This is a genomic window from Saccharothrix sp. AJ9571, assembly GCF_021725495.1.
GTDB lineage: Bacteria > Actinomycetota > Actinomycetes > Mycobacteriales > Pseudonocardiaceae > Amycolatopsis > Amycolatopsis magusensis.
Genome location: NZ_CP091382.1, coordinates 3,349,897 through 3,371,246, shown reverse-complemented (window position 1 = coordinate 3,371,246; position 21,350 = coordinate 3,349,897). Strand labels below are relative to the sequence as shown.

The window sequence follows — 21,350 nt, the reverse complement described above, 5'->3', positions numbered from 1 at the left end:
CGACCGCCCGTCGAGCCGCGGGCGGCAGATGTCACCAGCCGGTAAGAACCTGCGCGCTGTCACAATTCGGTAAGCACGCCAAGGCTTTCTCAGTGTCCACTGCGGACCTAACGTGACCAGCCGTGATGGTCGACGTGATACTTCCCTGTCTCGACGAAGCGGGCGCGCTGCCCGGGGTTCTCGGCGCGCTGCCCGACGGCTACCGCGCGATCGTGGTCGACAACGGCTCGGGTGACGGCTCGCCGGAGATTGCCGCGGCCCTGGGCGCCAAGGTGGTCCACGAACCGCGGCGCGGTTACGGTGCAGCTGTCCACAGTGGACTCGAGGCGGCGACGACCGAACTGGTCGCCTTCCTCGACGCCGACGGTTCATTGGATCCGCGCGAACTGCCCCGGCTGGTGGCCGCCGTCCAGGGCGGTGCCGATCTCGCTGTCGGCCGGAGGGTGCCGGTCGAACGCGGGGTCTGGCCGTGGCACGCGAAGGCGGGCAACGCGCTGCTCGCGGCGTTGTTGCGCAGGCGCGGGCTCGGTGTCAGCGACATCGCGCCGATCCGCGTCGCGCGCCGGGCGGACCTGCTCGCATTGGGCATCACCGATCGCGCCTTCGGCTATCCGCTGGAACTGCTGGTAAAGGCCGGTCGGGCGGGCTGGCGAATCGAGGAGTTCGAGGTCAGCTACCGCGAACGCGCCAAGGGCACGAAGTCGAAGGTCTCCGGCTCGGTGCGCGGCACGCTGCGCGCGGTCCGCGACATGGGGCGGGTGCTCGCCCGATGACCGGGTTCGCCCTGCTGGTGGTCGCGAAGGCGCCCGTGCCCGGCTTCGCCAAGACCCGCCTCTGCCCGCCGGCCACGCCCGAGCAGGCCGCGGCCATCGCCGCCGCGTCCCTGCTCGACACGCTCGACGCCGTGCTCGCCACCCCGGGCGCGGTACCGGTGGTCGCCTTCACCGGCGCACTCGGCCAGGCCGCGAACCGCAGCGAGATCACCGCCGCGCTGCAGCACACCACGGTATTCCCGCAGCGTGGGGACGGTTTCGGGGAACGGCTCGCCAACGCGCACGCCGACACCGCGGCCCACTGCCCCGGCCTGCCCGTGCTGCAGATCGGCATGGACACGCCGCAGGTCACCCCGGACCTCCTGGCCGCCACCGCCGCCCGGCTCGACGAGCGGGAAGCCGTGCTCGGCCCCGCCGACGACGGCGGCTGGTGGGCGCTGGGCCTGCGCGACCCGCTCCAGGCCGCCGTGCTCGCCGACGTGCCGATGTCCAGGCCGGACACCGGCGCGCTCACCCGCAACGCACTCGACGGGCTCACCATCGGCATCGCCAGTCGTCTGTCCGATGTGGACACCATGGCGGACGCGATCGCCGTGGCATCGCGGACCAGTGGCCGCTTCGCCACCGCCGTGCTGGGGCAGGCGGCATGACGGCCTTCGACACCGGCCTGCTCGGCGGCCCCTGCTGGCTGGAGTCGGGCACCGGCGAACGCGTGCGGCTGCCCGCCGAGCGGTGGAGCGAGGAACCCGGCGCGGGCGACGAGCTGCTGCTCGGGCGCTGCACCGGACCGACCCTCGACCTCGGCTGCGGCCCCGGCCGCCTCACCGCCGCGCTGACCGCCCGCGGCGTCACCGCGCTCGGCGTCGACCACTCGGCGGTCGCCGTCCGGCTGACCCGAGCCCGCGGTGCACTCGCTCTGCACCGCGACCTCTTCCGGACGCTGCCGGGCGAAGGCCGCTGGCAGCACGTCCTGCTCGCCGACGGCAACATCGGCATCGGCGGTGATCCGGTCGCCCTGCTCGACCGCGTCCGGCGACTGCTCGGCGCGGACGGCTCGGTGCTGGTGGAACTCGATCCGCCCGGCCGTGGGCTGCGGCGAAGCGACGTCCGGATCGGGACCGGCTCGTGGTTCCCGTGGGCCTGGGTCGGTGCCGAGGCGATCGACGGGATCGCGGACCGGACCGGCTTCAGCCCGGAGTGGACAGGGATCAGTGGACGCCGCTGGTTCGCCGAATTGAGGCGGGCATGAACCGCTTCCGCGCGGCGGCGCACTCCCCCGCGGTCACCACCCGGATCGGCGCGGCGCTCGGCATCGCCTTCGGGATCTGCTTCCTCACCGGCCTGCTCAGCCACCTCATCCAGCACCCGCCCGGCTGGTTCGGCTGGCCGAGCCGTCCGGTGCAGCTCTACCGGATCACGCAGGGGCTGCACGTGATCAGCGGCATCGCGTCGATCCCGCTGCTGCTGGCGAAGCTGTGGACCGTCTATCCGAAGCTGTTCGAGAAGCCGCCGGTGCGGTCGGCCGCGCACGCGCTGGAGCGGCTGTCGATCCTGGTGCTGTCCGGTGCGGCCTTCTTCGAGGTGGTCACGGGCCTGCTGAACGTGGCGCAGAACTACCCGTGGGACTTCTACTTCCCGTCGCTGCACTACGCCGTCGCGTGGATCGCGATCGGTTCGGTGGTGGTGCACGTCGCGGTCAAGCTGCCGATCGTGCGCGGGGCGAAGGAGCCGGAGAAGCCATCGCCGGGGTTGTCGCGGCGCGGGTTCCTGCGGTCCACCTGGCTGGTCACCGGCGTGGCCGTGGTGGCGACCGCGGGTGCGACGGTTCCCCTGCTGCGCAACATCTCCGGCCTCTCGTGGCGTTCGGGCAAGGACCTGCCGGTGAACCGGACCGCGGCGGCGGCAGGCGTGCTCGACACCGCGCGGGATCCGGCTTGGCGCCTCGAAGTCGCCACCGCGGCTGGGACCAGATCGTTCACGCGCACCGAACTCGCCGCGCTCCCCCAGACCACCGCGGAGCTGCCGATCGCGTGCGTCGAAGGCTGGAGCCACTCGGCCGTGTGGAGCGGGGTCGCGTTCCCCGATCTGCTGCGGGCCGCGGGCGCCGAGCCCGGTGCCGATGTGCGCGTGCTTTCCCTCGAACGTGGCGGCCTGTACGCCACCAGCGAGTTGCCCGGTACGCACACCGCCGATCCGCTGACCCTGCTCGCGCTCGCCCTCGACGGCGAGGAACTGCCGCCCGACCACGGTTATCCGTGCCGGGTGATCGCGCCGAACCGGCCGGGCGTGCTGCAGACGAAGTGGGTCCGGCGACTGGAGGTCCGATGAGGATCCTGCTCGCCCTGCCGGGCCTCGCGGCGCTGCTCTACGGCGTAGCGCTGCTGGTGCCGCTGGCCGACATCCCGGTCGGCATCTGGCTGGTCGCCGGCCCGCTGGTGCACGACCTGCTGCTCGCGCCACTGATCGCCGTCTTCGGGTACGCCATCAGCCGCTGGGCTTCGCCGCCGGTGCTGGTCGGCGGCGCGGCCACCGGGGTGCTGTGCCTGCTGGCCGTCCCGCTGCTGTGGCGCACCTACGGCACCTCGCCCAGCCCCGGCCTGCACGACGGCGACACCTGGCTCGGCCTCGGCCTCACCCTCGCCGTCGTCTGGCTCGCCGTCGCCCTGTTCTCCCTGGTCGAACCATGGGTGCGGGCACGAAAAAACCGCGGGTGACCTGGTCGGGTCACCCGCGGTTCTCCTCCACCGGCCCCTGGGGGTCGAGCCGGGAGTTGGTCTCGGTCGCCACTGCGACCGAGCGTCTAGTTGGTCGGCACCGGTTGCCCACCGAGCGTGACCTCTATCACATTATTAGAGGCAAGCGTCAATTTCACCTTGTCGCCCGGAACTTTCGTCCGAATGGCCGCAACCAGGGCGTCCGAGCTGTCCACCAGGCGGTCGTCGATCTTGGTGACCACGTCGCCGCCCTTGAGCCCGGCCTGCTCGGCGGGGCTGCCCTGGGTGACCTCCCGGATCGACGCGCCGCCTTCCGGCGCGTCGGTCACGGTCGCCCCGATGAAGGTCTGCGTGGCCTGACCGGTCCTGATGATCTCGTCCGCGGTCCGGCGCGCCTGGTCGATCGGGATGGCGAAGCCGATGCCGACGTTGCCGCCCTGCGACTGGCCGCTGCTCGGCGGGCTGTAGATGGCCGAGTTGATGCCGATGATCTGACCGGCCATGTTCGCCAGCGGACCACCCGAGTTGCCCGGGTTGATCGCCGCGTCGGTCTGCACCGCGTCCATCACGGTGGACTGGCTGCCCTGCTCACCGCCCGCCCGCACCGGCCGGTGCAGCGCGCTGACGATGCCCGAGGTCACCGTGCCGGACAGCTCGAACGGCGAACCGATGGCGACCACGCCCTGGCCGACCTTCAGATCGTCCGACCGCCCCAGCTCGACCGGCGTCAGCCCGCTGACGCCCTCGGCCTTCACCACCGCCACGTCCGAACTCGGATCCCGGCCGACCACGGTCGCCGGGGCCTTGCGCCCGTCCTGGAACACCACCTGGATCTGCCCGCCACCGTTCGCGGCGTTCTCCACCACGTGGTTGTTGGTCAGGACGTAGCCGTTGGCGTCGATCACGAAGCCCGAGCCGCCGTTCGCCTGCCCACCCCGGCCGGCGACCTGCAACTGGACCACGCTCGGCGACACCTTCTGGGCCACCGACTCGACCGAACCCGCCGGCGCGTTGCCGGTCTGCCTGGCGGGTTGCGGGGCTTCGAGCGAGCTGGCCGACTGCGTGGCGCCGTCCGAGGCCAGATAACCCCCGACCGCGCCCGCGCCACCGCCGACCAGCAACGCCAGCGCGGCCACCCCGGCGACGAGCTTGCCCGCGCCACCCTGCCCGCGCTGCGGCTGCGGCTGGGGCTGCGGGGTCCCGTAGACGGCCGTGCCCGTCTGGTACGGCTGGTAGTACGGCTGACCGGGGGTCGCGTACGGGTTCTGCTGTTGTTCCGAGTGCGCGCTCGGCGCCGACCACGGATTCGGCGCGGCGTACTCGTTCCCAGCGGAGTTATCCGGCTTGTCCTGAGCTTCCGGCCTCTGGCCGTGCGGGTCGTTCTCGGTCATGTCTCCACCATGCGCTCCGGTCCTGAGAGGCACCTGAGCCGAAGCTGTGGGTTGCACCAGAACGACTCAGAGCGCGGCGCGCAGCCTCTCCGCGATCTGTTCCGGGGTGGTGTCGTTGACCCAGACAGCCATCCCGGACTCCGAACCAGCAAGGTACTTCAACTTGTCCTTGCTCCGCAGCACGGAGAACAGCTCGAGGTGCAGCCACCAGTCCTCACGACCCGCGCCGACCGGCGCCTGGTGCCAGCCCGCGACGTACGGCAGGGGCCGGGAGTAAAGCGCGTCACACCGGCGCAGGACTTCCAAGTAGACGGACGCGAAGTCGTCGCGTTCGGCGTCGGTGAGCGCGGGGATGTCCGGCACCTGGCGGTGCGGCACCACCTGCACCTGCACCGGCCAGCGCGCGGCGGACGGCACGAAGGCCGTCCAGTGCGCGCCGCGGGCGACCACGCGCTTGCCCGCGGCCTGCTCGGCGGCGAGCACGTCCCCGAGCACGTGGCTGCCGTGCTCGGCCTGGTAGGCCCGCGCGACTTCCAGCATGCGGGCGGTCTTCGGCGTCACGAACGGGTAGGCGTAGATCTGCCCGTGCGGGTGGTGCAGGGTGACCCCGATCTCCTCCCCCCGGTTCTCGAACGGGAAGACCTGGCGCACACCGTCCAAAGCGGACAGCTCGGCGGTGCGGTCGGCCCACGCCTCCACCACGGTCCGCACCTGGCGCGGGCTCAGCTGCCCGAACGAGCGGTCGTGGTCGCTGGTGAAGCAGACCACCTCGCAGCGGCCTCGCCCCGGCGCCAGCGGCACCATCGGCATGCCGTCCACAGTGGATTCGACGCCGGAGACGCCCTGAGAGAAGGAGGGGAAGCGGTTCTCGAAGACCGCGACCTCGTAGTCGGATTCCGGGATCTCGCTGGGCTTGCCCGGTTTGGTCGGGCACAGCGGGCAGAGATCGGCAGGCGGCTTGTAGGTGCGGGTCTGGCGGTGCGCCGCCATCGCCACCCACTCGCCGGTGAGCGGGTCGAGCCGGATCTCCGAGGCGGCCGCGACCGGCGGCAGGTCCCTGGTGTCCACCGCGTCCCGCGGCGGGGCGTGCTCGTCGGCGTCGAAGTAGATGATCTCCCGGCCGTCCGCGAGCTTGTGCGACGTGCGCTTCACTCGTCGTCCCCCGGCACATTCGCGATGATCAACTCTCCAGCTTTCTCACTGAGGATTTCCCTGGCGCGTTCGGACAACCCGTCGTCGCTGACCACCACGTCGGCCTCGTCGAGGTCGGCGATGGTGGAGATGCCGACGGTCTCCCACTTGGTGTGGTCGGCGAGCACCACCAGGCGGCGCCCCGCCTCGACCAGCGCCCGGTCGGTCTCGCTCTCGGTCAGGTTCGGCGTGGTGAAGCCGGGGCCGTCGGCCATGCCGTGCACCCCGAGGAAGACCACGTCCAGGTGCAGCGAGCGCAGGCTGTTCACCGCGACCGGGCCGACCAGCGCGTCCGACGGGGTCCGCACCCCGCCGGTGAGCACCACGGTGCGGTCGGGCTGGCTCGACCCGCGCAGCACGTCGGCGACCTGGATCGAGTTCGTCACGATGGTCAGCCCCGGCACCGCGTCCAGCGCCCTGGCCAGCGTCCAGGTGGTGGTGCCCGCCGAGATGCCGATCGCCGTGCCCGGTTTGACCAGGCCGGCGGCGAGGTCGGCGATGGCCTCCTTCTGCGCGCGCTGGCGCACGGACTTCGCCTCGAAGCCCGGCTCGTCGGTGCTCTTGCCGATCACCGAGGTCGCGCCGCCGTAGACCTTCTCGACCAGCCCTCGGCTGGCGAGCACGTCGAGGTCCCGGCGTACCGTCATGTCGGATACGCCCAGCCTGCCGACGAGGTCGCTGACCCGGACCGCTCCGGTCCGCCGCGCCTCTTCGAGGATCACCGCCTGTCGCTGCCGCGCCAGCACTTTGTCGACTCCATCCCGAACCCCATCAACTACACAAAATCCTACACGATCAAACACCCGCCGCGATCGTCAGGATTCTCAGCCGGGCACCCCGGGGAGCCGGATGGTCAGCAGTGCGCCGCCGCCCGGCGCCTGCCCCGCGTACACCGTGCCGCCGTGGCGTTCGGCGGCCTGTTTGACGATGGCCAGCCCCAGTCCGGATCCGGGCAGCGTACGGGCTTCCGACGAGCGGTAGAACCGGTCGAACACCTTCGGCAGGTCCTCTTCGGCGATGCCGGGGCCGGAGTCGGCGACCTCGACCACCGCGGTGCCGTCGCCGAGCGGGTAAAGCCGCAGCCGCACGTGCCCGTCGGCCGGGGAGAACTTCACCGCGTTGTCCAGCAGGTTCAACACCGCGCGCTCGAGCGAACTGGAATCACCGCTGAGCACCCACGGCCGCAGGTCCACATCGAACTCGATCTCACCGGCACGCCGCCGCGCCCGGTCCAGCGCGCGCTCGACCACCTCGACCAGCTCGACCCGTTCGAACTGGGCGCGCGGCTCGTCGGCCCGCGCGAGTTCGACGAGGTCGCCGATCAGCTGGGTCAGCTCGTCGAGCTGGGCGCCGATGTCGGCCTCGATGTCCACCCGGTCGGAGTCGGCGAGCTTCGGCGCGCCGGCGCGATTGGCCGCCAGCAGCAGTTCCAGGTTCGTGCGCAACGAGGTCAGCGGGGTGCGCAGCTCGTGCCCGGCGTCGGCGACCAGCTGGCGCTGGCGTTCCTGGGACTCGGCGACCGTGCCGAGCATGGTGTTGAAGCTGTGGGTCAACCTGGCGAGCTCGTCGTCACCGCTGATCGGGATCGGGGTCAGATCACCCGTTTTCGCCACGCGTTCAGTCGCCTGGGTGAGCCGCTCGACCGGCCGGAGCCCACCGCGGGCCACCACGGTCCCGGCGAGCGCGGCGACGATGATGCCCGCACCGCCGATCAGCAGCAGCACCACGGACAGCTCGTTGAGCGTGCGCTTCGTGCCTTCGAGCGGCTGGGCGATGACCAGCGCGAGCGGGGTGCCGCCGGTGACCTCGTACGGCACGGCCAGCACGCGCGAGTCGGCCCGGCCGTCGGTGCGGATCGACTGCCCGGTGGTCCTGGCCGCGACCTGCCGCTCCTGCGGCCCGATCGGCGGGCGGTCGGTGATCTGGTCGCGCAGCGCGCTCTCGCCGTTGGAGTAGATGATGTCGAACTGCACGTCGGCGAGCTTGAAGATGTACCCGGGGATCTCCGCGCCGCCCGTGCGGACCACGTCGCGGTCGTTGAGCACGGTGCTGGCGCGCGCGTTCAGGCTCTCGTCGATCTGGCTGTACAGGTTGTCGCGCACGGTGAAGTAGGCGCCGAACGAAGCCAGCGCGACCGCGCCGGCGACGCAGACCGCGGCGAGCATGGTGACGCGGAAGCCGAGCGACAACCGGCGACGACCCGCCTCGGGCGTCGGGTCCCGCCCGACCACGACCGTGGGAACTCCACTGCTCACGGCGGGGTCTCGCGGAGCACGTAGCCGACACCGCGGACGGTGTGGATGAGCCGCGGTTCACCTCCGGCTTCGGTCTTGCGCCGCAGGTAGCCGACGTAGACCTCGAGCGCGTTGCCCGAGGTCGGGAAGTCGTAGCCCCAGACCTCCTCGAGGATGCGGCCGCGGGTCAGCACGTGTTTCGGGTAGGAGAGGAACAGCTCCATCAGCGCGAACTCGGTGCGGGTCAGGCTGATGTCGCGCTCGCCGCGGCGGACCTCGCGGGTGCCAGGGTCCAGGGTGAGGTCGGCGAAGGAAAGCGTCTCGGCCTGCTGGCCGGGCTGGGTTTCCGGGCTGGCGCGGCGGAGCAGGGCACGCAGGCGGGCGAGCAGTTCCTCCAGCGCGAACGGCTTGGGCAGGTAGTCGTCGGCACCGGCGTCGAGGCCGGAGACCCGGTCGGAGACGGTGTCGCGGGCGGTGAGCACGAGGATCGGCAGGTCGTCGCCGGTGCTGCGCAGGCGGCGGGCCACTTCGAGCCCGTCGAGGCGGGGCATCATCACGTCGAGCACCATCGCGTCGGGCCGGTTGGCGATGATCGACTCGAGGGCCATCGCACCGTCGCTGGCCAGTTCGACCTGGTAGCCGTTGAACTCCAGGGAGCGGCGGAGCGACTCCCGGACCGCCCGGTCGTCGTCGACAACGAGAATGCGCATGGGCACAGTCTTACCCGCCGGTCTGAGACAGTCCTAAGAGCACGCGCGGAATCAGCTGAATGAGCTCGGCGGGGTGCCCTTGGCGACCGGCGCGTTCCAGCGGCGCCAGAGCGCCAGTACCCGGATCGCGACGGTGGTGACCGCCGCGGCGGTGATGACCAGCCCGGCCGGGAGCCGCAGCAGGTGCCCCACCCCGACCAGCACACACCCGGCCAGCGCCGCCACCGCGTAGATCTCCTTGCGCAGCACGAGCGGGATCTCGCGGAGCAGCAGATCACGCACGGCTCCACCACCGATACCGGTGGTCATGCCAATGAGGCACGCGGTGTAGACCGGTGCCCCGGCGTGCAGCGCGGTCGAGGTGCCCGCGGTGGCGAACACCCCGAGCCCGAGCGCGTCGGCGAGCAGCACGGCCCGGCGCAGGCGCGCGACCTGCGGGTGGAAGAAGAAGACGAGCAGCGCGGTCGCGGCGGAAACCGCCAGGTAGGGCCAGGTGCGCAGGGTGGTCGGCGGGGTGATGCCGAGCAGCACGTCGCGGATGATGCCGCCGCCGAGCGCCGTGGTCAAGCCGACCACGACCACGCCGAAGAGATCGAGCCGCGCCTGCACGGCGGCCAGCGCACCCGAGCCGGCGAAGGCCACCAGCCCGATCATCTCCAGCGCGATGAGCACGGGTTCAGTCGATCAGGCCACCGCGGTAGGCGAGCAGGGCCGCCTGCACCCGGTTGGCCGCGCCGATCTTGGAGAGCACCGCGCTGACGTAGCCCTTGACCGTGGCTTCGGACAGGTGCAGCCTGCCGCCGATCTCGGCGTTCGAGAGGCCCTGGCCGATCAGCCCGACCACCTCGCGTTCGCGTTCGGACAGCGAGGCCAGCAGCTTGCGCGCGGGTTGCGCGGCGCGCTGCTCGTCGCGGTGGGCGTTCACCATGCGGGCGGCCACGCCGGGGTCGAGCACGGCTCCGCCGCGGGCGAGGTCGCGGATGGCCCTGAGCAGGGCGGCGGGGTCGATGTCCTTGAGCAGGAAGCCGTTGGCCCCGAGCCGCAGGGCGAGGCTGACGTACTCGTCGATGTCGAAGGTGGTCAGCATGGCGACGGTGGGTGGCTCGGGGAAGGCCTGGATGGCCCTCAGCGCCCGGATGCCGTCGTCGGCGGCGCGCATCTTGATGTCGAGCAGCACGACGTCGGGGTGGAAGCGGCGCGCGGTCTCCACGGCTGATCTGCCGTCGCTGGCCTCCCCGACGATCTCGATGTCCGGGGCGCCGGACAGCATCGCGCGCAGGCCCGAACGGACCAGTTCCTCGTCGTCGGCAAACATCACCTTGATCAACGGACGCCTCCGGCTGCCGGGGGAACGCGGGGTCCCCGCATCCCATCGCCGAAGGTTACCTAGGGGTAGCGTCGGTTTCGAAGCGAGCCACACCCGCTGGTGACATCCGGCAATACGGTGACGGCGGCCAGGCGGTTCTATGACGCGTCGTGATCAATCCCTGATCTTTCCCCTGGGCTGCTGTCCCGGTGCTGGGCCCGGTAGGCTGGGACCCGCACGTCCCCGCCCTCGTAGCTCAGGGGATAGAGCACCGCTCTCCTAAAGCGGGTGTCGCAGGTTCGAATCCTGCCGGGGGCACTCCTGGGTATCGGACGAGCAGCGCTCATGAGGTACCCGCCTGGTGGATCTCTTCGGCCCGCTCGATCATGGCGTGCAGGCCGTCCAGGTCTTCTACTTGGTCGGTGGCGGCGTCCAGCAGTTCCAGTGCGTATTCCGCCAAGGTGGCCGCCGCGTGGGGGAAGCCGCCGGTCAGCAGGTGTTCCACTGCGTTCAGGGCTTCATCGACGTGGTGGAAATAGCTGTACGCCGCAACCTCATCGACGTAGTCAGCGACTTCGATAGCCATTTCCAGCCGCTTCCGCAGTTCGCGATCGTCGAAGGCGTTGTTGGCGTCTGCTCCTGCTGCGACAGCCAGGCGCGCTCGCAACACTGGGTCCGAATTGGTGGCGGTCATCAGCTGGTCCACCAGCCAGGACTGGTCGCAGGTGCCGAGAAATGAGCGCAGGTCGTTGTCCGACAACGGTTTCCGGCGTGGTTTGCCGGGCTTTCCACCTTGGTCGAGCCAGGCCAGCGCAGTCGCCACGCAGTGTTTGCAGAAAAAACTCTCGGCACCGTATGGACAACTGCAAGTGCCACGTAATCCGCACCGGGTGATTTCGAGTTGCACGCGGTAGACGTGCGTGCCTTCGACCGCCGCGCTCACCGTCTTGCCGTCGACGCTCACCCGGCGGACCTGCCCGGCGGCGAAGTACTTCTCACCTCGTTCGAACGACTTGGGACCGGCGAGTTCCCGCACCGAACTTTCGCTCACCTCGATCGCCACCACGAGGTCGCATTCTGCCAAGCACGAGCGGACGCCGGAACCTCAGTAGCGTTCCGCGTAGTGGGTGGGCGATTCACCGAACATGGATTTGAAGTCCCGGGTGAAGTGGGCCTGGTCCGCGTAGCCCAGCTCCGCGGCCAGCGCGGCCCAGTCGACGACGCTGCCGGCGGACAGGCGTTCGGTGACCTCGTGCAGCCGGTATCGCCGGATGACCCACTTCGGGCCGATGCCGACGTGTTCGGCGAACAGGCGTTGCAGGGCCCGCGCGTTCATGCCCAGCGCATCGGCCAGTAGGGCGACACGGGTGATCTCGGGTTTCGCGATGATCAGGTTCACGGCATCGACAGCCAGATCGGCCCTGGCATCCGCGGCGGGGCGCTGGGCCAGCAGGAACTCCTCGACGGCCGCCACGGAGGGGGAGTCCGGCACCTCGCCGTGGAACACCGTGGAGGCGTCCACCGTGGTGTCGGTCAGCTCAGACACCGAGCGCCCCAGGAACGGGCGGAAACAGCCCGGCCGGAACGCCACGCCGAAGACGCCGTCCGAGCCTTCCAAGACCTTGATCCGGTGGCCGGACCACACACCGTTCACGTAAGCGCCGCCACTGCGGTTGAACACCAGGTGCACGTTCGGACGGGGCACGATCAGCTGCCGGTAAGGCTCGTCGTAATCCCACGACACCACCCAGAAGCGGTCCACGTACCGAGCCAGCGCGGGCGAAGGCCGCGGAAACGAAAGTCGCTGGAACTTGGTCCATGCGCTCCCCAGCTCACGCGCGTCCCTGGTCACGCGCCTGAGTCTATGCTGCGACCACTGTGAGCTTCCGTCCTGAACTGGCGCCGTTGTGGCACGCGGTCCACACGAGGTTGTCGTCCGGGCTGCCGGTGAGCCGGGTCCGGGTCGGCCCCCTCGACGCCGATCAGCAGGCGGCCATCGCCGACCTGCTCGGACTCCGGAAGCTCCCCGGCCCCCACGCCGACATCTCCCTGCCACGACTCCAGGAAGCAGTGCAGGAGGCCACCGGCCAGGACCTTCGGACCGTCCTCACCCACCTGCGAGGACCCATCGGCGACCGTGCGGCTGAGCGCCGAAAGGCGGCGAACGAACGCGCTGAGTTGCGTACTTGGCTCGCCACGCACCCGGTCGTCGAGGCGCAGCCCGCCCTGGGCGAGTGGGCCGCGACCATCAGGGCCGGCAAGCAGGAGCTCGAAAAAGCGCTCGAAGTGCTCGCCCGCCTCCCCGCCGCTGGTGTGCCCCTGCCGGTCTTCGCCGAAAACGTGCTCGGCGAGACCCACGCCCTCGACGACGGCAGGCGGCTCACCGGCCTGGTCCAGAAGGCCCTGACCGCCATCTACGACCTGCCGCAGCCCCAGAACGCCCAGGATCGCCGCGCGCTCTGGGAGCAAGCCGGGATCGCGGACGACGAGCTGTCCTCCACCGTTCTGGCCGCGGGCTTTCGCGCTGCCAACCAAGACGTCGCAAACCGGATCCTGCGGGCATGCGCCGACGCGGGACAGGCCGCCGTGCTTACCCTGCAGCAACTCCGGAAGAGCGAAATCCAGCCACCACAGGACGTCTGGATCTTCGAGAACCCCAGCGTCCTGGCACTGGCCCTCGACCGCTTCGGCGACCGCTGCCCGCCGATGGTCTGCACCTCCGGCTGGCCGAGCAGCGCGGGCATCCTCCTGCTCCGGCAACTGGCCACCGCGAACCTGCACTACCACGGCGATTTCGACGGCGAAGGACTGCGGATCGCCGCGAACGTCATCGCGCGGACCGGCGCACGGCCGTGGCGGATGACCAGCGACGACTACCTCGCCGCGGCCGCGATCGGCGACGGGCCGCCGGTCGGCCGGGTCACCGACGTGCCGTGGGACGCGGCGCTCGCCGGCCACCTGAGGAGCGTCGGCACCACGGTCTCCGAGGAACGCGTGGCCCCGGTTTTGCTCACAGAACTGCCCACCTCCCGGTAACTGTCGGTATCACCACCTACCGTGGTCGCCATGGACCCGATCCGCGTCCCGCCCGAGATGTTCCGCTTCACCAGCGGCGACCGGGCCGAGCTCTACGTCGCGGTCCTGCACGCCTTCGGCGAGGCCAACGAACGGCTGGAAACCGCGCTCGGGCTCGACGACGTCCGCGCCCGCCTGCGCTCGATCGGCTGGCTCGACGCACTCGACGACAACGACCTCGCCACCGCGCTCGACCAGCTCCGCACCTGGAACCTGGTCGACGTCACCCAGAACCACTCGGAGAACTACCGCACGGCCAGCGAGTACGAGCGCCGCAACCTGCAGTACTCGCTCACCCGGCAGGGAGAAGCGGCCTTCGCCGGCGTGGTGCACGCGATGGGCTTGCTGGCCTCGACCGGCGCACTGCAGACAGCCGTGCTCGACGCCATCTCCGACCGGCTCGGCGACCTGGTCCAGGAGCTGGAAACCGGGTCCGACCGGCGCGTTTTCAGCACGCTGACCGAACTCGAAGGGCACCTGGAAGCCCTGCGGGGCAACACCAAGCAGTTCAACGGCGAGCTCCAGCGCCTGCTGCGCGCGGACGGCGCCGACCTCACCACCTTCCACGAGGTCAAGGCGTCGACGGTCGCCTACCTCGAGGAGTTCCTGACGAACCTGGAACCCCGCACCCACGCCATCGCCACCCGGATCGGGAAGATCGAGGAACACGGCGTCGGCGTGCTCCACCAGCGCGCGCTGCTCGGCGCCGACCTCCCCCACCTGACCGGCACCGATCCCGGCCCGGCCTGGCTGGCGCACCGCCGCGCCCGCTGGGAGGGGCTGCGCGCGTGGTTCCGGCCGTCGGACGGTTCGGCTCCCCGGGTCGAGCAGCTGCACCTGGTCGCGCGGCGCGCGATCATCACCCTGCTGCAGGTGCTCGCCAGGATCACCGAGTCCAAGCGGCGCTCCAGCAGCGCGGTCGCCGACTTCCGCGAGCTGGCCAGGTGGTTCACGGTCGTCCCGGCGCAGGAGGATCTGCACCGCCTGTGGACGACCATGTTCGGCCTCAGCTCGGCACGGCACGCGCACCTCGCCCACCCTGACCCCGAGCTCGTCAGCCCGGCCGCTTCCTGGCACGAGATCCCGCCGGTGGCGGTCTCCCCGCTGCTGCGGTCGGCCGGGAAAGCCGAGCGCTTCACCAAAACCGGCCGCGTCCGCGATGTCGCGGCGATCAAGGCGGCACGCGCCGAGCAGGCGCTGGCCGAGCGAGCCGAGCTGGAGGCCGCCTGGGACATGCTCGACACCGGTGGCGCGATCCGGCTTTCCGCGTTCGAGCGGCTCGATCACGCGCTTTTCGAACGCCTGCTGGACCTGCTGGGCAACGCGCTGGCCACCGGTCCCGGCGCGGGCGGCACCCGGCGCAGCACCACCTCGGACGGCCGGATCGAGATCCTGCTGCGGCCGCCCCAGGACGGCGCGATCGCGGTGCTGACCACCCCGCGCGGCGAGTTCCGGGGTCCCGACTACGAGATCGAGATCCGGGCGGCCGGGCAACGACGGCGGCGAGCGAGCGGAGACGACACATGAGCCAGCTCGCCAACCAGTTGGTAACGGCCGAGCGCGAAGAGGTCGCCTACGGCATCCGCTGGTTGCTGTCCACGCCGCTGATCACGGAACGTTCCGCGCCGGACGTGTTCGACCTGGTGCGACGCCGCCGCGAACCGATCAGGAAGTGGTTCGACTACTACTGCGGCTGGACGCTGACGGTCGAGCCGCGGCTGGGGTACGCCCGGCTGGTCAAGGTGCGCGTCGCCGCGGACGCCAGCCGTCCCGCGCGGCGGCTGCGGTCCGGCCGGGCACCGTTCGACCGCCGCCGGTACGTGCTGCTCTGCGTAGTGGCCGCCGAACTGCAGTCGGTGCCGGTGACCACCATCGGCTTGCTGGCCGACCGGATCACCAGGGCCACCAACGCGGACGAAGTGGTCACCACCTTCGACGCGTCGAGCCGGAGCGAGCGGATGGCGTTCGTCGACGTGCTCCGGCTGCTCGAATCCTATGGCGCGGTCGAGGTCGTCGACGGGGTGACCGAGACCTTCGTCGAGTCGGCCGAAGCGAAGGTCCTCTACCGCGTCGACCCGACCTTGCTGTTGCGGCTGCTGGCCGCGCCCGTCGGCCCGTCACAGCTGGCGGTACCGGCGGAGGACGTCGCCCTGCGGTTCGAGGAGCTGCTCGAAGCGGTCTCCCGCGAACGCCGGTACGGCTTGTCCGCCGGCCGGCACGAGGACACGCCCGGCGCCTCGGACGTCCAGCGGAACCTGTGGCTGCGGCATTCGGTTTTCCGCAGGCTGGTAGATGATCCGGTGGTCTACTTCGACGATCTGTCCGCCGACGAGCAGGCGTACCTCAACTCCCCCACCGGGCGCCGCCTGCTCCGGCAGGCCGCCGAGCTGGGCGGATTCCTGCTGGAGGAGCGGGCCGAGGGCGTGCTGCTGATCGACGTCGACTCCATCGCCACCGACAGCCGCTTCCCGGACGACGTGGCCAACGCCAAGGTCGCCGCCCTGCTGCTGCTCGACACGATGAGCGGGCCCGCGACCGTGGAGCAGCTCGAGTTCACCGCCGCGGCCCTGCTCGACCGCTTCCCGCGGTGGGCCAAGAGCTACCGCGGTGACGAGGGCACGCGCCAGCTGGCCGCCGACGCGCTGGCCGTGCTCACCGACTTCGACCTCGTGCGGGTCACCGCGGGCGTGGTCCGGCCGCTGCCCGCGGCGGCGCGGTACGCCGTTTCCGCCACCAGGACCACCGAGGAGACGACCCCGTGACCGTCACCGCACTGCCGCACCGCGCCGCCGACGAGCCGGAAGCACCGCCCTCGCGCTGGGTTCCCACGCGCGCGGGCATCCTCAACGTCTGGCGGTACTACGACGAGGTCTTCGAGTTCCACAAAGGACGGTTGCTGCTCCGCGGGCCCAACGGCAGCGGCAAGTCCAAGGCGCTCGAGGTGCTGCTGCCGTTCCTGTTCGACGCGAACCTGCGGGCGAACCGGCTGTCCACCTTCGGCACCGGTGAACGGACCATGCACTGGAACCTGATGGGCGAGGGCGCGACCGGGACCACCCGGGTGGGCTACGTCTGGCTCGAGTTCCGGGCGGGCGGGCGCTGGTTCACCTGCGGTGCCCGGCTCCAGGCGAGCAGCCACACCACCACCGTGCACCCCGAGTACTTCACCACCGGGCTGCGGATCGGCCACGACCTCGAGCTGGTGAACGAGGCCGGGCAGCCGCTGACCAAGAACGCGCTGGCCGAGCACCTGGGCGGCAGCGGCACCGTGCACGGCAGCGCGACCGACTACCGGACCGAGGTCCGCACCACGCTGTTCCCTTCGCTGAGCGAGCAGCGGTACGAGGCGCTGATCCTGGCACTGCTGCAGTTGCGCACGCCGAAGCTGTCACAGCGCCTCGACCCCGGCCTCCTGTCGAACCTGCTTTCCCGGGCCCTGCCACCGCTCGACCCGCAGGAGATCGCGGACCTCGCCGAGGGGTTCGAGCGGCTCGACGCCCAGCGCGAGAAGCTGACCACGCTGGAGGAGGAGGTCGCGGCGACCCGCACCCTCGCCGCACGGCAGAAGACGTACGCGCAACGGGTGCTTCGCGCGGGAGCGGCCGTCCTGACCACGGCGACGAACGAGCTGGAGAACTCCGCCAAGGCAGCGAAGGCGTCCGCCGAGGAACACGCCGAGGTCGAAGCCCGGAAACAGGCCGCCGAAGAACGCGTGATGGCGCTGGAAAAGGAGATCGGCACAGCCGAATCGCGCAAGGCCGGGCTGACGGAGAGCGACGCGTACAAGCAGGGCCAAGAGCTGGACAGGCTGCGCGAACGCACCCGCGAAGCCAGGGCCGAAGCGACCAGGATCCGCGACGACGCTCACCGCAAACGCACCGAAGCCGACGGTGACCGCGCCACGGAGCAAGCCGCTGAGCAGGCCGAACACCGGCACGCGGAGATCGAAAAGGTGCAGCGGACCGACATCCGGCACGCCGCCGCGAGGGCCGCGATGAGCAGCGTGCACGCGGAGCTGGTCCGGGAACCCGGCCGCCCGTTGTTGCGGGCGGCCGTACGCGCCAAGCGCGAACAGCTCAGCGCGGTCGGCAAGGCGCTCGACTTCCACGAACGCGCGGTGGCGTTGCGGCACCAGGCGGAAAGCGACCTCGACCAGGCCAGGACGGCGTTCTCCACGGCCCAGCAGAAGCTCGACACCGCGGCGGTGGAGCGCGAGACCGTGCTCTTCGAATTCGGCGCCCGCCTGGTGGAGTGGGCATCCGGGTGCCACGAGCTGCGGTTCGAGGACCCGTCCGCGCTGGCCGAGCAGGCGGAGTCGGAATCGGCCGTGCTGGCGCTGGTCGAGACGGCGTCGCTGAGCGCCCAGCAGGAGATCACCACGCTGGAAACGAGCCGGAGCGCGGCGCTGGAGGTCGCGCGGACCAAACGCGATGAAGTCGCCGCCGAAGCGGCCCGGCTCAGCACGGAACGCGACATCCCGCCGACCGCCCCGGCCACCAGGACAGCGGACCGGAGCCGGATGCCGGGCGCACCGCTGTGGCGGTTGGTCGATTTCGCCGCCACCACGGCGGAAAACGAGCGCGCGGGCATCGAAGCGGCGCTCGAAGCGTCCGGCCTGCTCGACGCGTGGCTCGGGCCGCGCGGCGAGATCGAGGGGCACGACATCTTCGCCGATCCGGATGCCCTGGTGCCGGTCACCGGCGGTTCGCTCGCCGACGTGCTCATCCCTGAGGGCAGCGAGGATTCGCGGGCGGTGCGGCGGTTGCTGACGTCGGTGGCGTTCGGCGAGGTCCTGCCCGATTCCCCGGCGGCGATCGGCGCGGACGGGACCTGGCGGCTCGGGAACGTCACCGGCAGCTGGCAGAAGGAGCAGCCGTCCTTCATCGGCTCGACCGCTCGACGGCGTGCGCGGGAACTCCGCATCCAGGACCTGGAAGACCAGCTTTCCGACTATGAGGCTGAAATCGCCTCCCTCGAACGGGAGCTGGCTTCGCTGCGCACCCGGCGTCAAGTGCTCGAAACGGAACGCGGCGCCCGGCCCGGCCACGGACCGCTGATCGAGGCCACGTCGGTGCTGACCCGAGCCGAGGCCGATCTCGGGTCGGCCAACCGGATCGTCCAGGAACGCGTCGACACGGTGACGGCCAGGGAAGGCGAGGTGACCCGCGCGTTGCGGCAGCTGACCAGCCTCGCCGCCGAACACGGCCTGCCCGCCGAGCGCACCGGTCTGTCCACATTGGAATCCGCGGTCACCGTCTTCCACGAACAGGCGGAAACCTGGCTCGAAGCCCACGAAAAGCTGCTGGAAGCGCGGCGGGTGCTGGCCACGTCACGCAACCAGGCCCAGCGGTCGGCGGCCAATGCGAGCGCGCGCGAAGAGGAAGCCGCGGAGGCCGAGAGCCGCCACGAGAAACTCGCTGCGACCCTCGAAGCGGTCGACAGCACGTTCGGCGTCGACTACCGCGAAGTACTGGCCGAAATCGCCGCGCTCCGGGAAAAGCTGCGCAGCCTCGCCGAGGAACTGCGGGCGACCTCGCGTGAGGTCAACGAACTGGCCACCAAAGTCGGTGAACTCGGGGCACGGCGCGAGATCGACGAGCAAGCCCGTGAAGCCGCCTCGACCAGGCGGGACGCGGCCGCGCACCGGTTCCGCCAGCTGGCCACCGGGGTTTTCCCGGCCGACAGCGGACTCGACGACCTGGCGAAGTTCGAAGAGACCCTGCGCGGCTCCGAAGGCGTGCGCGCCGCGCTGGACGCGGCCCGGCTGGTCACCACGGCCTGGCCGAGCATGCCGCACGCCCCCAAGAACATCGGTGACGCGCTGCACCGCCTGTCCGAATCGGTGCACACCTGCCGCAGCGCGCTGAGCGCACGGGCGGATCTGGACCTCGAAACCGACGAGGACGTGCAGATCTTCACCGCGGTGGTCGACGGGGTCCGGGTCGGCGCCACCGAACTGCTGCACGTCCTCGACACCGAAGCCGACGACAGCCGCCACGAGATCACCGACCGGGAACGCGAGCTGTTCGACCAGACGCTGACCGGCGACACCCGCCGCCACCTCGCGGCCCGGATCCGGCAGGCCAACGAACTGGTCGACGGCATGAACGCCCGCCTGGAACGCGTGCGCACCGCGTCCAAGGTGGCCGTGCGCCTGGTCTGGCAGGTCGCGCCCGACCTGCCGCCCGGCACCAAGACCGCCAGGGAACTGCTGCTCAAGGACCCGGTCCGGCTCTCCGAGGCCAATCGGCAGTCCCTGCACCGGTTCTTCCGCGAGCGCATCGAGCAGGCGAGGTCCGACGACACCGCGGCCACCTGGGAAGAGCAGCTGGCCCAGGTGTTCGACTACACCGCCTGGCACCGGTTCGTGGTGAAGGTCGATCGTGCCAACGGCAACGGCTGGGAGCTGCTGACCAGGAAGCTGCACGGCGCGCTGTCCGGCGGCGAGAAGGCGATCGCGCTGCACCTGCCGCTGTTCGCCGCCGTCGCCGCGCACTACCAAGCCGTGCCGGAGGCCCCGCGGGTCATCCTGCTCGACGAGGTCTTCGTCGGCGTGGACACCACGAACCGCGGGCAGGTGTTCGCGTTGCTGTCCGCGCTCGACCTCGATCTGATGCTCACCTCGGACCACGAGTGGTGCACCTACGCCGAGTTGAGCGGGGTGGGCATCCACCAGCTGATCACCGGCGCCGATGGCGACGACGCGGTGACCACCGCGCGGTTCACCTGGGACGGCACCGCCCTCATCCCCGACGAAGGCTCGTGAGGAGGTGGTCCAGCACGGCGCCGTTGCTCACGCGCAGGCCGTCGTGGCCGTGGTCGGCGGTCAGCCAGGGGCGTAGGCCGCGGATCAGCTCTGCGGTGGCCAGCGAGAGGTCCCGTGCGATGTACAGGTCGTCGGCGTAGATCGCGGCGGCGACGGGGACTTCGTTGGCCCGCAAGCGATTCAGGTCGTACAGGGCGGGCCAGTGGTGTTGCGCCAGGTCGTGGGCCAGTGCGCGGAAGGGCCGCAGCAGCGGATCGTTCTCGAACATCCACGGGTAGATCATCTCGCCGAGGAAGTCCAGGTCCGGGAACTCGGCGCGCACCCGCTCCCCCGACCAGTCCGTCCTGCCGTTCTGGGCGTAGGTGGCCTCGTGCAGGAGCGAGTAGATCGGGGACGTGCTCGCCCAGGACAGCTCGCGTTCGACCTGCATCAGGAACGCGTCCGAGAGCCTGCCTGCGGTGAACGGGTCCTCCAGCAGGTAGTGCAGCTGGCGACTGCCCGTGCTGGAGCCCAGCAGATTGCCGAGGAGGCGGAACGCGTCGGCGGTCAGCAGACGGCCGCCCGGCAGGCGGACTTCGTCGTCGTTCAGGTGCTCGACCACCCGCTTGACCTGGTCGCGATCGCCGGGGAAGCGTGCATAGTGCGCCTTCGTTTTGGCCGAGACGACCGGGTAGAGGTGCCGGTAGACCGTGTCCGCGCCGGCTTCGACACCGGGCAGGCCGCCGGTGATGAGGGCTTCCCGCAAGCCTTCCGGCGCGATGGACAGGTACGTCACCGTGCAGTAGCCGCCGAAGCTCTGGCCCAGGACGGACCACGGTTCGTCGCCCAGCAGGGAGCGCCTGATCAGTTCGGCGTCGCGCACGATGGAGTCCGCGCGGAAGTGGTGCAGGTGTGGTCCCAGTCGCGGCAGGGTGTGCCGGTTGAGCGGGGTGGACCGGCCGGTGCCGCGCTGGTCGAGCAGCAGCACGCGGTAGTCCGCGAGCGCCCGCCGCAGCCAGCCTTCGTCGCCGTGCACCCGTGGCGCCGGGAAGCCCGGACCGCCGTTTAGGTACAGCAGCCACGGCAGATCCGTGCGCGTCCGCACCTCGCGCGCGTAGACCTCGATTCTTTCCCCATTGGGGTGATCATGGCTCAGTGGCAAGGAGAAAGTGTGGTCCGCGAAGACGGTCGAAGGCACCGCGCGACGCTAC

At 70.8% G+C, this 21,350-nt stretch carries 19 protein-coding genes and 1 tRNA gene; 10 read left to right on the top strand and 10 right to left on the bottom strand.

Going from position 1 to position 21,350, the window contains the following annotated elements:
- Positions 1-125: 125 nt before the first annotated feature.
- Genes L3Q67_RS15245 through L3Q67_RS15225 form a run of 5 tightly spaced genes read left to right on the top strand, consistent with a single transcriptional unit; the run spans position 126 to position 3,487 of the window.
- Positions 126-773: a glycosyltransferase family 2 protein gene (locus L3Q67_RS15245; protein WP_499191541.1), complete on the top strand. Its 648-nt coding sequence runs from the start codon at positions 126-128 to the stop codon at positions 771-773.
- On the top strand, positions 770-1,423 hold the full coding sequence (locus L3Q67_RS15240) for a TIGR04282 family arsenosugar biosynthesis glycosyltransferase (protein WP_499190120.1): 654 nt from the start codon (positions 770-772) through the stop codon (positions 1,421-1,423). The genes L3Q67_RS15245 and L3Q67_RS15240 overlap by 4 nt, the downstream gene beginning before the upstream one ends.
- Positions 1,420-2,022, top strand: coding sequence for a class I SAM-dependent methyltransferase (locus tag L3Q67_RS15235; protein ID WP_499190119.1), 603 nt, complete (start codon positions 1,420-1,422; stop codon positions 2,020-2,022). Before L3Q67_RS15240 ends, L3Q67_RS15235 begins: the two co-directional genes overlap by 4 nt.
- Entirely contained in the window at positions 2,019-3,101 is a 1,083-nt protein-coding gene (locus L3Q67_RS15230) for a molybdopterin-dependent oxidoreductase (RefSeq protein WP_499190118.1), read from the top strand. Before L3Q67_RS15235 ends, L3Q67_RS15230 begins: the two co-directional genes overlap by 4 nt.
- A complete protein-coding gene (locus L3Q67_RS15225; protein ID WP_499190117.1) occupies positions 3,098-3,487 on the top strand; it encodes a hypothetical protein in 390 nt (129 codons plus the stop codon). The genes L3Q67_RS15230 and L3Q67_RS15225 overlap by 4 nt, the downstream gene beginning before the upstream one ends.
- 86 nt (positions 3,488-3,573) lie before the next feature.
- Here the strand turns inward: L3Q67_RS15225 and L3Q67_RS15220 are convergent, their stop codons facing one another.
- The 7 genes from L3Q67_RS15220 to L3Q67_RS15190 form a co-directional block, all read right to left on the bottom strand.
- Positions 3,574-4,878: a S1C family serine protease gene (locus tag L3Q67_RS15220; RefSeq protein WP_499190116.1), complete on the bottom strand. Its 1,305-nt coding sequence runs from the start codon at positions 4,876-4,878 to the stop codon at positions 3,574-3,576.
- Between the two features lie 66 nt (positions 4,879-4,944).
- Entirely contained in the window at positions 4,945-6,030 is a 1,086-nt protein-coding gene (gene galT / locus L3Q67_RS15215; RefSeq protein WP_499190115.1) for a galactose-1-phosphate uridylyltransferase, read from the bottom strand.
- A complete protein-coding gene (locus L3Q67_RS15210) occupies positions 6,027-6,815 on the bottom strand; it encodes a DeoR/GlpR family DNA-binding transcription regulator (protein ID WP_209662584.1) in 789 nt (262 codons plus the stop codon). The genes galT and L3Q67_RS15210 overlap by 4 nt, the downstream gene beginning before the upstream one ends.
- A gap of 78 nt (positions 6,816-6,893) precedes the next feature.
- Positions 6,894-8,324, bottom strand: coding sequence for a sensor histidine kinase (locus tag L3Q67_RS15205; protein WP_499190114.1), 1,431 nt, complete (start codon positions 8,322-8,324; stop codon positions 6,894-6,896).
- A complete protein-coding gene (locus L3Q67_RS15200) occupies positions 8,321-9,013 on the bottom strand; it encodes a response regulator transcription factor (protein WP_209662585.1) in 693 nt (230 codons plus the stop codon). Before L3Q67_RS15200 ends, L3Q67_RS15205 begins: the two co-directional genes overlap by 4 nt.
- 51 nt (positions 9,014-9,064) lie before the next feature.
- On the bottom strand, positions 9,065-9,667 hold the full coding sequence (locus L3Q67_RS15195) for a trimeric intracellular cation channel family protein (protein ID WP_499191540.1): 603 nt from the start codon (positions 9,665-9,667) through the stop codon (positions 9,065-9,067).
- Between the two features lie 22 nt (positions 9,668-9,689).
- Positions 9,690-10,340 (bottom strand): response regulator, encoded by a 651-nt coding sequence (locus L3Q67_RS15190; RefSeq protein ID WP_113694589.1) that lies wholly within the window; start codon positions 10,338-10,340, stop codon positions 9,690-9,692.
- A 224-nt stretch (positions 10,341-10,564) separates the two neighbouring features.
- On the opposite strand from L3Q67_RS15190, the gene L3Q67_RS15185 reads away from it, so the two are divergent.
- Positions 10,565-10,637, top strand: a tRNA-Arg gene (locus tag L3Q67_RS15185).
- Between the two features lie 25 nt (positions 10,638-10,662).
- On the opposite strand, the gene L3Q67_RS15180 is transcribed toward L3Q67_RS15185, so the two are convergent.
- Together L3Q67_RS15180 and L3Q67_RS15175 are read right to left on the bottom strand one after the other, a co-directional pair.
- Positions 10,663-11,385, bottom strand: coding sequence for an SWIM zinc finger family protein (locus L3Q67_RS15180; RefSeq protein ID WP_499190113.1), 723 nt, complete (start codon positions 11,383-11,385; stop codon positions 10,663-10,665).
- A 39-nt stretch (positions 11,386-11,424) separates the two neighbouring features.
- Positions 11,425-12,171, bottom strand: coding sequence for an AraC family transcriptional regulator (locus L3Q67_RS15175; protein ID WP_499190112.1), 747 nt, complete (start codon positions 12,169-12,171; stop codon positions 11,425-11,427).
- A gap of 26 nt (positions 12,172-12,197) precedes the next feature.
- Between L3Q67_RS15175 and L3Q67_RS15170 the strand changes: the two genes are divergently transcribed.
- From L3Q67_RS15170 to L3Q67_RS15155, 4 genes are read left to right on the top strand one after another with little or no spacing between them, the layout of a single operon-like run.
- Entirely contained in the window at positions 12,198-13,355 is a 1,158-nt protein-coding gene (locus L3Q67_RS15170; protein ID WP_499190111.1) for a TIGR02679 family protein, read from the top strand.
- Between the two features lie 30 nt (positions 13,356-13,385).
- A complete protein-coding gene (locus L3Q67_RS15165) occupies positions 13,386-14,921 on the top strand; it encodes a DUF2397 domain-containing protein (protein ID WP_499190110.1) in 1,536 nt (511 codons plus the stop codon).
- Positions 14,918-16,156 carry a TIGR02678 family protein gene (locus L3Q67_RS15160; protein ID WP_499190109.1) on the top strand — a complete coding sequence of 413 codons (1,239 nt, stop codon included), beginning with the start codon at positions 14,918-14,920 and terminating at the stop codon, positions 16,154-16,156. Before L3Q67_RS15165 ends, L3Q67_RS15160 begins: the two co-directional genes overlap by 4 nt.
- Positions 16,153-20,160: a TIGR02680 family protein gene (locus tag L3Q67_RS15155; protein WP_499190108.1), complete on the top strand. Its 4,008-nt coding sequence runs from the start codon at positions 16,153-16,155 to the stop codon at positions 20,158-20,160. The genes L3Q67_RS15160 and L3Q67_RS15155 overlap by 4 nt, the downstream gene beginning before the upstream one ends.
- Here the strand turns inward: L3Q67_RS15155 and L3Q67_RS15150 are convergent.
- Positions 20,138-21,337: an alpha/beta hydrolase family protein gene (locus L3Q67_RS15150; protein WP_499190107.1), complete on the bottom strand. Its 1,200-nt coding sequence runs from the start codon at positions 21,335-21,337 to the stop codon at positions 20,138-20,140. The genes L3Q67_RS15155 and L3Q67_RS15150 overlap by 23 nt on opposite strands.
- Positions 21,338-21,350: the final 13 nt, after the last annotated feature.

What these genes read in the sequence shown, in the direction of transcription:
- L3Q67_RS15245 (WP_499191541.1), top strand. Translation starts at nt 126, where the DNA reads ATGGTCGACGTGATACTTCCCTGTCTCGACGAAGCGGGCGCGCTGCCC.
- L3Q67_RS15240 (WP_499190120.1), top strand. Translation starts at nt 770, where the DNA reads ATGACCGGGTTCGCCCTGCTGGTGGTCGCGAAGGCGCCCGTGCCCGGC.
- L3Q67_RS15235 (WP_499190119.1), top strand. Translation starts at nt 1,420, where the DNA reads ATGACGGCCTTCGACACCGGCCTGCTCGGCGGCCCCTGCTGGCTGGAG.
- L3Q67_RS15230 (WP_499190118.1), top strand. Translation starts at nt 2,019, where the DNA reads ATGAACCGCTTCCGCGCGGCGGCGCACTCCCCCGCGGTCACCACCCGG.
- L3Q67_RS15225 (WP_499190117.1), top strand. Translation starts at nt 3,098, where the DNA reads ATGAGGATCCTGCTCGCCCTGCCGGGCCTCGCGGCGCTGCTCTACGGC.
- L3Q67_RS15220 (WP_499190116.1), bottom strand. Translation starts at nt 4,878, where the DNA reads ATGACCGAGAACGACCCGCACGGCCAGAGGCCGGAAGCTCAGGACAAG.
- L3Q67_RS15200 (WP_209662585.1), bottom strand. Translation starts at nt 9,013, where the DNA reads ATGCGCATTCTCGTTGTCGACGACGACCGGGCGGTCCGGGAGTCGCTC.
- L3Q67_RS15195 (WP_499191540.1), bottom strand. Translation starts at nt 9,667, where the DNA reads ATGATCGGGCTGGTGGCCTTCGCCGGCTCGGGTGCGCTGGCCGCCGTG.
- L3Q67_RS15165 (WP_499190110.1), top strand. Translation starts at nt 13,386, where the DNA reads ATGGACCCGATCCGCGTCCCGCCCGAGATGTTCCGCTTCACCAGCGGC.
- L3Q67_RS15160 (WP_499190109.1), top strand. Translation starts at nt 14,918, where the DNA reads ATGAGCCAGCTCGCCAACCAGTTGGTAACGGCCGAGCGCGAAGAGGTC.